Source organism: Sphingomonas panni (genome assembly GCF_022664435.1).
GTDB lineage: Bacteria > Pseudomonadota > Alphaproteobacteria > Sphingomonadales > Sphingomonadaceae > Sphingomonas > Sphingomonas panni.
Window position 1 is genome coordinate 1 of the sequence record NZ_JAKREU010000010.1, and the last position, 11,858, is coordinate 11,858.

10 protein-coding genes are annotated in these 11,858 nt (G+C 64.4%); 9 read left to right on the plus strand and 1 reads right to left on the minus strand.

The annotated features are described in order from the left end of the window. From MF609_RS16480 to MF609_RS20090, 3 genes are all read left to right on the plus strand, one after another. A partial coding sequence (locus tag MF609_RS16480; protein WP_242417245.1) for a transposase occupies window positions 1-222 on the plus strand: 222 nt, incomplete at its 5' end. Between the two features lie 213 nt (window positions 223-435). After that, window positions 436-702, plus strand: coding sequence for a hypothetical protein (locus tag MF609_RS16485; RefSeq protein ID WP_242417246.1), 267 nt, complete (start codon window positions 436-438; stop codon window positions 700-702). Next, window positions 674-820, plus strand: a complete 147-nt coding sequence (locus tag MF609_RS20090) for a transposase (RefSeq protein WP_419723113.1) — start codon at window positions 674-676, stop codon at window positions 818-820. The genes MF609_RS16485 and MF609_RS20090 overlap by 29 nt, the downstream gene beginning before the upstream one ends. A gap of 1,137 nt (window positions 821-1,957) precedes the next feature. On the opposite strand, the gene MF609_RS16495 is transcribed toward MF609_RS20090, so the two are convergent. Then, entirely contained in the window at window positions 1,958-4,252 is a 2,295-nt protein-coding gene (locus MF609_RS16495; protein WP_242417351.1) for a glycoside hydrolase family 3 N-terminal domain-containing protein, read from the minus strand. Window positions 4,253-4,524: 272 nt separating this feature from the next. On the opposite strand from MF609_RS16495, the gene MF609_RS16500 reads away from it, so the two are divergent. The 6 genes from MF609_RS16500 to MF609_RS16525 all read left to right on the plus strand — a co-directional run bounded on the left by MF609_RS16500 (window position 4,525) and on the right by MF609_RS16525 (window position 11,807). Continuing rightward, entirely contained in the window at window positions 4,525-5,580 is a 1,056-nt protein-coding gene (locus tag MF609_RS16500) for a LacI family DNA-binding transcriptional regulator (RefSeq protein ID WP_242417247.1), read from the plus strand. 117 nt (window positions 5,581-5,697) lie between these two features. After that, window positions 5,698-7,107 carry a sugar porter family MFS transporter gene (locus MF609_RS16505; RefSeq protein ID WP_242417248.1) on the plus strand — a complete coding sequence of 470 codons (1,410 nt, stop codon included), beginning with the start codon at window positions 5,698-5,700 and terminating at the stop codon, window positions 7,105-7,107. Between the two features lie 59 nt (window positions 7,108-7,166). After that, a complete protein-coding gene (locus MF609_RS16510; RefSeq protein ID WP_242417249.1) occupies window positions 7,167-8,945 on the plus strand; it encodes an IlvD/Edd family dehydratase in 1,779 nt (592 codons plus the stop codon). 10 nt (window positions 8,946-8,955) lie between these two features. Then, window positions 8,956-10,095: a fumarylacetoacetate hydrolase family protein gene (locus tag MF609_RS16515; RefSeq protein ID WP_242417250.1), complete on the plus strand. Its 1,140-nt coding sequence runs from the start codon at window positions 8,956-8,958 to the stop codon at window positions 10,093-10,095. Window positions 10,096-10,120: 25 nt separating this feature from the next. Then, window positions 10,121-10,915 (plus strand): D-xylose 1-dehydrogenase, encoded by a 795-nt coding sequence (xylB, locus tag MF609_RS16520; protein WP_242417251.1) that lies wholly within the window; start codon window positions 10,121-10,123, stop codon window positions 10,913-10,915. A 1-nt stretch (window position 10,916) separates the two neighbouring features. Next, a complete protein-coding gene (locus MF609_RS16525) occupies window positions 10,917-11,807 on the plus strand; it encodes an SMP-30/gluconolactonase/LRE family protein (protein ID WP_242417252.1) in 891 nt (296 codons plus the stop codon). Window positions 11,808-11,858 lie beyond the last annotated feature (51 nt).

Sequence of the window (11,858 nt, forward strand, 5' to 3'; positions counted from 1 at the left end):
CGCAACATCGAACCCGTCATCCCCGGCCGCTCAAACCGGCGGGTCAAGATCGAGCATGACCGGTCGCTCTACAAGCAACGAAACCGCATCGAGCGCATGTTCGGCCACCTCAAGATCAACCGCGCCAGAGCCACACGTTACGACCAGCTGGCCAGCAGCTTCCTCGGCATGGTCCACCTCGCCACCGCAAGATACTGGCTCAAATTTGTCCACGCCGCCTAGTGACCTCTACCAGTGAATGAACTCGTCGGACCGTCGCCTTATCTGGTTACGCCAGCGATGCTTGGTGCAGTCGTCATGCCCAGTGAGTGCGCCCAGCATCGCCCAGCGACGGTAGTAACGGAACACGTAGCTCCGCCTATCATGTTCGTCCGACAGGCGTCGCTACGGCGTACCTGTCTGCGGAGTCCAGATTATGCCGCCGAAGAACTGCCGATGGTCATCCGCGAGACGACCGCTACCTCTGCGCTGGATCAGCAGCAGCGGCCCGATCAGAAACCATTCCCTATCCGGCAAACCGATCCGCTGTTCAAAGCTGGCTTTAGTAACAGTTCTGAGTTAGCGGAAAGTCAGGCGGTCAAGCCTCGCCCCGATGCCCAGGTTGGAAGCACGTTAGAGTTGTCAAAGCAACGGTGTAAACAGGGAGTTCCGCAGAGTTTGGGCAGTATCAGCTATGGCACGGCATTTGTCTTGGCTATCTGACGAAACATGGGCAGCGATCGAGCCGCATCTCCCCTCATGGTCGCCCGGCAGGTTTCGCACCGATGACCGGACGTTGATCTCGGGCATTCTGCATGTCCTAAAGACAGGCTGCCGGTGACGTGATGCTCCAGTGACCTGTGGCCCGCCGACCACCGTCTACAATCGCCATACCTGATCGGCGTTGCGCGAAATGTGGCAGTGGTTGTTCAAGAAGATCGCCGGTTTTGGACGAATTGTCGATCGGCAGCAAGCATGTGAAGGCGCACTGCTCGGCAACAGGCCGAAAAGGACGAGTAGTAAACGAACGATTGGTGGCTCGCGTGGAAGCCAGACCTACAAGGCCCGTTGCCTCGCTAAGTACAGCGTCTGACTGGTCGCCCTTGCCCTGATACCCGCTAACGTCGTCGAAATCTGCATGGCCGTTCCACTGCTGAGCGTCGCCAAGTCGGTTCGCTGTCTCGTCGCCGACCAAACCTATTGCGCCGACAGTCTGCGCAACCGGCGGGCTGACCGACGCGTAAAGGCCGGGTCCCATCTACTCCTGCGCACGGTACGGATTGGCCGCTTAACAAGTGTGTTGACCGCCGCAGGAACGTCGTTGAGCGGCTATTTTGTCAGATCAAAAACTGGCGGCGCATTGCCACCGAGTAGGACCGTCACGCCGGCAAGTACCTTGCAGCCATTGCTCTATGGCCACCGTCACCGAGCGGCCAAAATGAGCCGCCAACTTCGCGTCAGACCGCACCATTAGATGCGGCAACCAAACATCTGAGTGCACCGATGCGGCGCAGGGCGGGTTAGGTGCAGAATTGAAGGCTGTGCCGCCCAGAAGCAGTCGTCGAGCGGCAGGAGCATGTGCCGGCGGAACGCCCAACCGTCGCCTCCTTCGTGTCATACAAGGTTGTTGCAGTAGCGGTCTTCACGCCCTCGACGGTTGCCGGATTGCGCCTTCCCACGACCGTCTTCGGCTCAATGTCGGGTTCACGGCTCAGCTTCGCGAGCGAGACTTGCGATCGCTTGACGGATGCTGGGACGGCGTATGTGGTCGTGGGGCGTCCGCGACGTACATGCCCCTATGCTTCCCGCCTTTCGAACGAAAGCATCGTACCGCCAAGCCTTGGGATTAAACAGCGGAACGCTCCAACGATTGATCCGGTGCCTTCGTCAACGGACTCCGTGCACTGGTCGTGATCGGTCGTGGGCCGGTACGTTCCGAAATGAACGTACCGGCCCGAACCACTCTTTGATCCAGCGATTAACGAACGGTCAGCGTAGCGGTTTTCAACCGGGTGGAACTGTTGCCGGTGCTGATGGTGAATGTACCGGGTTCGACAACATGTTTCATGTCGACGTTCCAGAAGGCGAGGTCGTTCGGTTTGAGGTCGAAGGTCACCGTCCGGCGTTCGCCGGGGCGTAGCGTCACGCGCTGGAAATGCTTCAGTTCCAGCACCGGGCGCGTCACGGTCGCCTCGTCGTCATGGACATAGAGCTGGACGACCTCATCCCCGGCCCGCCGGCCGGTATTGGTGACGTCGACCGACACGCGCACCGTTTCGTCCCGGCCGATCGTCCCCTTGGCAAGGCGCGGCGCACCGAGGTCGAAGCTGGTGTAGGACAGGCCATATCCGAACGGATAGAGCGGGGCGGTGCTGTCGAAGAGATAGCCGCGCCGCGACGTCGGCTTGTGGTTGTAGAAGATCGGCAACTGGCCCTCGCTGCGCGGGACCGATACCGGCAGCTTGCCGCCCGGATTGGCGCGTCCCAGCACGACATCGGCGACGGCATGGCCGGTTTCCTGCCCCAGATACCAGCCTTCGAGGATCGCCGGCGCGCTCGCGTCGAGGTAGGTCGCCGCCAGCGGGCCGCCGTTCAGCAGGACGACGACCACCGGCTTGCCGGTCGCGAACAGGCGGCGGGCGAGTTCGTTCTGTTCGCCGATCAGGTCGAGTTTCTGCCGGTCGCCCAGATGCTGGTCGGCCCAGGCTTCGCGGCTGAGCTGTTCGTTCTGGCCCAGCACGAGCAGGATCGTGTCGGCCTGTGCCGCCTTGGCCACCGCTTCCTCGATCAGCGGGGCATTCTCGGCCGGCGGGACCAGTTCCACTTTGTCGGCGGCCCATTGCCGGCTGCGGGTGAGGCGCACGCCCTCCGCATAATCGACCGAGAAGCGACCCTGGGCTGCCTGCTGCATCCCCTCCAGCACGCTGACGACATGCTTGGGTACGTCGGAATAGCCGCCGATCGGGGTGTCGCGGGCATGGGTGCCGACGACCAGCATCCGGCCGACCTTGGCCGGGTCGAGCGGCAGCAGATTGTTCTGGTTCTTGAGCAGCACCATCGACCGCACCGCGGCTTCGCGAGCCAGCGCGATCGCGTCCGGGGTCGCGGTCTTGGCCTCCGCCGTGGCGGCGTCGGCATAGGGGTTTTCGAACAGCCCCATCTGGAACTTCATGGTCAGGATGCGCCGGACCGCATTGTCGACCTTTGCAATCGGCACCTGTCCCGACTTGACCATCTGGGCCAGCGTCGACCAGCCCTCCGCATCGGGCAGTTCCATGTCGACCCCGGCATCCAATGCACGGCGCCCGGCGGCGGCCATGTCGGTGCCGTACATTTTGTGGCGGGTATTCAGTTCCTTGATCGCGAAATAGTCGCTGACCACCGAGCCTTTATAGCCCCATTCACGGCGCAAAACGTCGTCGAGCAGCCATTTGTTCGCATGGCTGGGGATGCCGTCGATCTCGTTATACGACGCCATCACCGCCTGTACCGGCAGTTCGGTGACCGCGCGCTGGAACGGCGGGAAGAAATTCTCGCGCAGGGTGCGTTCGGAAATGTTGGCGGGGCCGACATTGGTCCCGTTTTCGGGCTGGCCGTGGCCGGTCATGTGCTTGAGCGTCACCATGACCTTGTCCGGCTTCAGCGGCAGGGTCGTGCCCTGGAACCCGCGAATGGCGGCAAGGCCCATTTCGCCGACCAGATAAGGGTCCTCGCCGTAAGTTTCCTCGATCCGGCCCCAGCGCGGATCGCGGGCGACGTCGACCACCGGTGCCAGCGCCAGGTTCGCGCCGCGCGCGCGCATTTCGCGCGCCGCCACGCCGAAGACACGCTCGACCAGAGCCGGGTCCCAGCTGGAGGCCAGGGCGATCGATTGCGGAAAGCTGGTCGCACCGCGCGCGACATAGCCATGCAGTGCTTCCTCGTGCATGATCATCGGGATACCGAGCCGGGTCTGTTCGACCGCCCAGCGCTGGGCCGCGTTGATATAGTCGGCGGTTTCCCGCGCGGTGCGGTTCACCGCGTCGGCGGCAACGCCGGCGGCGTTGTTGCTGGCGGTCACACCACGCTTGTCGGACGGGCGGGTGATCTGACCCAGGCCGTTGGGGAAGGTGCGTGACGCCTTGGCCGCCGAGAAATTGCCTTGCGCGTCCTGAATGTCGCCCTTCTTTTCCCAGATGCCGATCATCTGGGCGACCTTTTCCTCCAGCGTCATGCGACGTAGCAGATCCTCGACGCGAGCCGACACCGGCTGCGTCGCGTCCTTGTAGAGCATCTTTTCGGCGGCGGCCGGACGCGCGGGGCGGTTCTGTGCGACGACGGTGCCGGTGGCGGCGGTCGCCAGCAGACAGGCGAGCGCAAGGCGAACGGGCTTCGGCGACAGGATCACGATCTCTCTCCCACGACATTCGGCGTCCGGCGCGGCCGTCACCGTATTTGGTAGCGCTATCAGCTATCGGGCCGGTCGCAATGCGTCAACCGATCGTCGCGATTTGCAATCGGGACGGACGCGCAATACTCAGCATTGCGAAGGAGCATTCTGTTTACATGGAAAAACCCAGTCGGCGCAGCGGGGGCAGCGTCACCATTCAGGATGTTGCCCGTGCCGCCGGCGTATCGGCGATGACCGTATCCCGAGTCGTGAATGGTGGCACCAATGTTCGCCAGTCGACGCGCGAGGCGGTGGCGGCGGCGATCGCGCAGCTGAACTATTCGCCCAACAGTGCCGCGCGCAGTCTGGCGGCGGGAGAGGCGGCGCAGATCGGGCTGCTCTATGCCAACCCGTCCATGGCCTATTTGTCGCATTTTCTGATTGGTGCGCTGGAGGGCGCGCGCAAGGTCGGCTGCCATCTGGTGCTGGAACCATGCGACGGGGACAGCGACGAAGCGCAAGCCGAAGGGGCAAGGCGCTTTGCGTCGACGCCGGTGCAGGGTGTTATCCTGCCGCCGCCGCTGTCCGACGCGCGGCTGGTGCAGGATGAGTTGGACGCCGCAGGCACGCCGTCGGTGGCGGTTGCGGTCGGCATGGCACTGCCGGGGCGGGATTCGGTGCGGATCGATGATTTCGCGGCGGCCAGGGCTATGACCCGGCATCTGATCGATTTTGGCCATCGGCGGATCGGTTTCGTACGCGGCAACCCCAATAACGGGGCGAGCGGCGAGCGGTGGCGCGGTTTCGTCGCGGCGATCGAAGAAGCCGGGCTGGACGTGGCCGACATGCCGGTCGAACAGGGGCTGTTCACCTATCGTTCGGGCATCGACGCGGCCGAAGGGCTGATCGACCGGACCGACCGGCCGACCGCGATCTTTGCGAGCAACGACGACATGGCCGCGGCGGCGATCAACGTGGCGCATCGTCGCGGGCTGCACGTGCCGCAGGATCTCAGCATCGTTGGCTTCGACGACACGTCGCTGGCGACGACGACCTGGCCGGAGATTACCACGATCCGGCAACCGATCGCTGCGATGGCCGAGGCGGCGGTCGAGATGCTCCTGACCCGGATTCGCGACCGCCGTACCGGCACCGGTGAGGATGCGGGCGAGGACCGGGTGCTGGAGCATGAACTGGTCGTACGCGAATCGTCGGGGCCTGCGCCGCGCTGAAGGATCTTCCTTAATTCTGCGCTCGTTGCAGGCGGCGCTTGCAATTATATTAGTTATTCGCCACCGTTACCGCTAACACGCCGGCCTGTCCGGCAGTGAACCTGGGAGTGGATGGGGATGATAGAGGCGAGCGGGGAGCGCGTGAATATCGCGCTTGTCATCGCCATCGTCGCGGTGGCGACGATCGGCGGTTTGCTGTTCGGATATGACAGCGGTGCGGTGAACGGAACGCAGGAAGGGCTGAAGTCCGCCTTCGGTCTCAGCGAGGCGGGGCTGGGCTTCACCGTCGGTTCGCTGTTGATCGGCTGTTTCGTCGGTGCGTTCCTGGCCGGCAGGCTGGCCGATGCGATGGGCCGTCGCAAGGTGATGATGCTGGCTGCGGTCCTGTTCCTGATCGGCGCGCTGATCCAGGGTTTCAGCCATGTGCAGATGCTGTTCGTCGTCGCCCGCTTCATGGGCGGCATGGCGGTCGGCGCGGCGTCGGTGCTGTCGCCCGCCTATATCTCTGAAGTTGCCCCTGCCAACATTCGCGGGCGGATGACGACCATCCAGCAGATCATGATCATCACCGGCCTGACCGCGGCGTTCGTCGTGAACTATTACCTCGCCGCCGCCGCCGGTGCCTCCACCTCGATCTGGTGGGGCGGTTATGAGGCGTGGCGCTGGATGTACTGGATGCAGGCCATTCCGGCCGCCGTGTTCCTCGTCGCGTTGCTCTTCATCCCGGAAAGTCCGCGCTATCTGGTGCAGAAGGGGCGGCTGGACGAGGCCCGCATCGTGCTGACCCGGTTGTTCGGCCCGGCCGCTGCCGCGGTCAAGATCCGCGATATCGAGGCGTCGTTCAGCAAGGATCACCGTCCGGCGCTGCGCGACATTCTCGACCCTGTGAAGGGCGGCATCCGTCCGATCGTATGGGCGGGTCTCGTGCTGGCGGTGTTCCAGCAGCTGGTCGGCATCAACGTCATCTTCTATTATGGCGCGACGCTGTGGCAGCTGGCTGGCTTTACCGAAGACCAGTCGCTGCAGATCAACATCCTGTCGGGTGTGGTGTCGATCGCGGCGTGTTTCGTGACCATCGCGCTGGTCGACAAGATCGGGCGCAAGCCGCTGCTGCTGATCGGTTCGGCCGGCATGGCGGTGACGCTGTGGGCGCTGGTCTACTGCTTCCACAACGGCACGCTGGATGCGGCGGGCAAGCTGCAGCTGTCGGCCGAGCTCGGCACGCTCGCGCTGTGGGCGGCCAATCTGTACGTCGTGTTCTTCAACGTCAGCTGGGGCCCGATCATGTGGGTCATGCTGGGGGAGATGTTCCCGAACCAGATGCGCGGATCGGCGCTGGCCATCTGCGGCTTTGCCCAGTGGTTCGCCAATTATCTGATCGCGCAGAGCTTCCCGGTGATGGCCGCCGGCCTCGGGCTGACGATCACCTACAGCTTCTATGGCGCCTGTGCCGTCATCAGCTTCTTCCTCGTCCAGAAGTTCATTCATGAGACGAAGGGCAAGGAGCTGGAGGACATGCAGGGCTGACCTTCCACCCCGCCCGTATTGCTACGGGCGGGGGTTTTCTTTCTGACCGAGTGGACAAGATGACCCGCACTCCCGCCCGCCCGTTTCGTTCGCGCGAATGGTTCGCCGCGCCCGGCCGTCTCGACATGGCTGCGCTCTATCTCGAACGGTTCATGAATTACGGCATTACGCCCAAGGAACTGACCAGCGGGCGGCCGATCATCGGCATCGCCCAGTCGGGATCGGATCTGACGCCGTGCAACCGTATCCATCTGGAAACGGTCAAGCGGGTGAAGGCGGGGATCGAAGCGGCGGGCGGCATTCCGATGGAATTTCCGACCCATCCGATCTTCGAGAATTGCCGTCGCCCGACCGCGGCGATCGATCGAAATCTCGCCTATCTCGGGCTGGTCGAAATCCTGAACGGCTATCCGATCGATGCCGTGGTGCTGACCACCGGCTGCGACAAGACCACGCCGTCGGCGATCATGGCGGCATCGACGGTCGACATCCCGGCGATCGTCCTGTCGGGCGGGCCGATGTTGGATGGCTGGCATGACGGCGATCTGGTCGGGTCGGGCACGGTGATCTGGCGGTCGCGGCGCAAGCTGGCGGCGGGCGAGATTACCGAGGAAGAGTTTCTGGAGGCGGCGACCGCTTCGGCGCCGTCTGCCGGCCATTGCAACACCATGGGCACGGCTTCGACGATGAATGCCATAGCCGAAGGTCTGGGTATGTCGTTACCCGGCTGCGCGGCGATCCCGGCACCGTATCGCGAGCGGGGGCAGATCGCGTATGAGACGGGCCGGCGGATCGTCGAGATGGCCTATGACGATCTGCGGCCTTCGAAGATTCTGACGCGCCAGTCGTTCCTGAATGCGATCGCGCTCATCACCGCGATCGGCGGGTCGTCGAACGCGCATCCGCATCTCCATGCAATGGCGCGCCATGCCGATATCGAGCTGCATCCGTCCGACTGGATGGAATTCGGCTATGACCTGCCGCTGCTGGTCGATGTGCAGCCAGCGGGGCGGTTCCTGGGCGAACGCTTCCACCGGGCGGGCGGGGTGCCGGCGGTGCTGAGCGAATTGATCGCTGCGGGGAAGGTCGACGGCAGCGTCGCGACCGTCACCGGCAGGACGCTGGGCGAGAATGTCGCCAACCGGGTTGCGACCGATCGCGAGGTGATCCGGCCATACAATCAGCCGCTGAAGGAACAGGCAGGCTTCCTGGTCCTGTCGGGCAACCTGTTCGACGTGGCAATCATGAAGACCAGCGTGATCGGTCCCGATTTCCGCGCGCGCTATCTGTCGCAGCCGGGGAACGAGGGTTGCTTCGAGGGGCGGGCGATCGTGTTCGACGGGTCGGACGATTATCACCACCGCATCGACGATCCGGCGCTCGACATCGACGAGAATTGCATCCTCGTCATTCGCGGCGCGGGCGTGATCGGCTGGCCCGGATCGGCCGAGGTCACCAACATGCAGCCGCCGGCGTCCCTGCTCCAGCGCGGTATCCAGAGCCTGCCGACGATCGGCGACGGGCGACAGTCGGGGACGTCGGACAGCCCGTCGATCCTCAACGCCTCGCCCGAAAGCGCGGTCGGTGGTGGGCTTGCGTGGCTGCGGACCGGCGACACGATCCGCATCGACCTGAACCATGGTCGCTGCGACATGCTGGTGAGCGACGACGAGATCGCACGCCGCAAGGGCGAGGGCATTCCGCCCGTGCCCGCCAGCCAGACGCCATGGGAAGAAATCTATCGCGAGAAGGTCGGCCAGCTGGGTGACGGCGGCGTCCTCGATCTCGCGCTCAAATATCGCCGGACGTCGGAAACGACGCCGCGCCACAATCACTAAGGGAAGCGACATGACGCTCGAACATGCCAGCCGAATGCTGCCGGTCGATTACGACAAGGCGATTCTCGTAGGACGGATGCTGCTCGCCGCCGGTCCGACGCCGGTATTGCTGAACGGTGGAGAGGTGATCGACGTGTCGGCCCATGCGCCGACTGTTGCCGATCTCCTCGAACTTAACGACATCGCGTCGCTGGAGGGTCCGGTGGTGTGCGATACGTCATCCTTGACGAACGGGTCGGGCGGCCATCCGCCGATCCTGTCGCCGATCGACCTGCAATGCGTGAAGGCGGCGGGGGTCACCTTTGCCGTGTCGGCGCTGGAGCGGGTGATCGAGGAACGTGCACGCGGTGACGCGGATGCGGCGCAGGGTATTCGTGGCGATCTGGAAGCGCGCATCGGTGGCGGTATCCGCTCGGTAAAGCCGGGTTCGCCCGAAGCGGCTGCGCTGAAGGCCGCGCTGATCGAGGCGGGGATGTGGTCGCAATATCTGGAGGTCGCGATCGGCCCGGATGCGGAGGTGTTCACCAAGGCGCCGGTGCTGTCGACCGTCGGCTGGGGTGCCGAGGTCGGCATCCGGTCGGATTCGTCGTGGAACAACCCAGAGCCGGAAATCGTGATCGTCGCGACCAGTGACGGCAGGGCGGTCGGCGCGACGCTCGGCAACGACGTCAATCTGCGCGATTTCGAAGGGCGCTCGGCGCTGCTGCTGGGCAAGGCGAAGGACAACAACGCCTCGACCGGGATCGGCCCGTTCATTCGCCTGTTCGACGGCAACTTCACGATGGACACGGTGCGCGACGCCGTGGTCGACCTGCGCATCGACGGGCCGGAAGGCTATGTCCTGACCGGCACCAGCACGATGCGCGAGATCAGCCGCGATCCGGAGGATCTGGTGCGACAGGCGCTGTCGGAACATCAATATCCTGACGGCTTCGTCCTGTTCCTCGGTACGTTGTTCGCACCGGTGCAGGACCGCGACGAACCGGGCCGGGGCTTCACCCACAAGCCGGGCGATGTCGTGCGCATCTCCACGCCGTCGCTGGGTGAGCTGGTCAACACCGTGACCACGTCGAAAGCGGCCGCACCCTGGGCGTTCGGCATTCGCGACCTGATGCGCAACCTTGCGCGCCGTGGCCTGATCACCGCCTGACCTCTCCTTTTGTTGGAAATTCCCCATGTCGCCTGACGATTTCGCCTACCCGATCGCGCCCGAAGCCCGCGCCTCCTATCCGTCCCTCGCCAACAAGCGCGTGCTGATCACCGGCGGCGGATCGGGAATCGGCGCGGGCGTGGTCGAAGGGTTCGTGCGGCAGGGCGCGCAGGTGACCTTTTTCGACATTGCCGAGGCGGATTCGCGGGCATTGATCGAGGAACTGGCCGGCGCGGGGCCGGTCCCGTCGTTCAAGCGGGTCGACCTGACCGATATCGCTGCGTTGCAGGCGGCGATCGCCGAAGCCATCGCCGAGGGCGGTGAGTTCGACGTACTGGTCAATAATGCGGCCAGCGACGACCGTCACACGATCGAACAGGTCGACGAAGCCTATTGGGACAACCGGATGGGCGTGAACCTACGCCACCTGTTCTTTGCCGCACAGGCGGTGATTCCGGGGATGAAGGCAGCCGGCAAGGGGGTGATCGTCAATATGGGGTCGATCAGCTGGCACCTCGCGCTGGAGGAACTGACGCTGTACCAGACCGCGAAGGCGGCGATCGAGGGGCTGACCCGCAGCTTCGCCCGCGAACTGGGCGGCGACGGCATCCGGTCGGTCTGCGTCATTCCGGGCAACGTCCGCACCCCGCGCCAGCTGAAATGGTACACGCCGGAGGGTGAGGCGGAGATCGTCAAGGCGCAGTGCCTGAGCGGGCGGCTGGTCGCGGGCGATATCGCGGCGATGATCCTGTTCCTTGCCTCCGACGATGCGCGGCTGGTAACCGGGCATAGCTTCTTCGTGGATGCAGGGTGGCGATAGAATGACGAAGGTACAGAAGTCCGAACCGGCCAGTGTCTGGGACCTGTCGGCACCGCTGCTCGAAGGCCCCAACTGGGTCGACCGGGATCAGGCGCTCTGGTTCACCTGTATCAAGACCCCGCGCATCCACCGCTACGATCCGGCGAACGGCGAACGCCGCAGCTGGGCAGCGCCGGCGCAGTGCGGCTTCGTCCTGCCCTCGGCCGATGGCAAGTTCATTGCCGGGCTTCAGACCGGGCTGCATCGGTTCGATCCGGTGACGGGCGGGTTCGAGCTGCTGGTCGATCCCGAACCCAATCTGCCGGGTAACCGGTTGAACGACGCGACGGTCGACGTATCGGGCCGGCTATGGTTCGGCACGATGGATGATGGCGAGAGTGCCGTGACGGGCACCATCTATCGGTTGGCGGCGGACGGCCGCACCGTCGCGTCCGCGCCGCCGGTGTCGATCACCAACGGTCCGGCGGTCAGCCCCGATGGGCGGACGCTCTATCATGTCGATACGCTGGGCGGGCAGGTCTATGCCTGCACCATCGCCGAGGACGGGTCGCTGACCGACCGGCGGCTGTTCGTGTCGATTCCGAACGAGGAAGGCTATCCCGACGGTCCCGCCGTCGATGCCGAGGGCTGCGTGTGGATCAGCCTCTATGCCGGCTGGGGCATCCGCCGTTATTCGCCACAGGGCGAACTGTTGGAGACGGTGCGGATGCCGGTCGATGCGATCACCAAGGTCGCATTCGGCGGGCCGGACCGGCGAACGGTGTTCGCCACCACCGCCAACAAGCATCACGATGCCGAACAGGCCGCGGCACAGCCGCTGGCGGGCAATCTGTTCCAGTTCGAGGTGGACGTCCCCGGTGTGGCGGGCACGGAGATTTCGGTTGGCATTTGAGGGGCGCATTTTCTCCTACCGTTACCCCGGATCAAGTCCGGGGTGACGTAG

Excerpts from the sequence above, each read along its gene's own strand:
- MF609_RS16525 (WP_242417252.1), top strand. The coding sequence starts at position 10,917 with ATGACGAAGGTACAGAAGTCCGAACCGGCCAGTGTCTGGGACCTGTCG.
- MF609_RS16510 (WP_242417249.1), top strand. The coding sequence starts at position 7,167 with ATGACCCGCACTCCCGCCCGCCCGTTTCGTTCGCGCGAATGGTTCGCC.
- MF609_RS16495 (WP_242417351.1), bottom strand. The coding sequence starts at position 4,252 with ATGCTCTACAAGGACGCGACGCAGCCGGTGTCGGCTCGCGTCGAGGAT.
- MF609_RS20090 (WP_419723113.1), top strand. The coding sequence starts at position 674 with ATGGCACGGCATTTGTCTTGGCTATCTGACGAAACATGGGCAGCGATC.
- MF609_RS16485 (WP_242417246.1), top strand. The coding sequence starts at position 436 with ATGGTCATCCGCGAGACGACCGCTACCTCTGCGCTGGATCAGCAGCAG.
- MF609_RS16505 (WP_242417248.1), top strand. The coding sequence starts at position 5,698 with ATGATAGAGGCGAGCGGGGAGCGCGTGAATATCGCGCTTGTCATCGCC.
- MF609_RS16515 (WP_242417250.1), top strand. The coding sequence starts at position 8,956 with ATGACGCTCGAACATGCCAGCCGAATGCTGCCGGTCGATTACGACAAG.
- xylB (WP_242417251.1), top strand. The coding sequence starts at position 10,121 with ATGTCGCCTGACGATTTCGCCTACCCGATCGCGCCCGAAGCCCGCGCC.
- MF609_RS16500 (WP_242417247.1), top strand. The coding sequence starts at position 4,525 with ATGGAAAAACCCAGTCGGCGCAGCGGGGGCAGCGTCACCATTCAGGAT.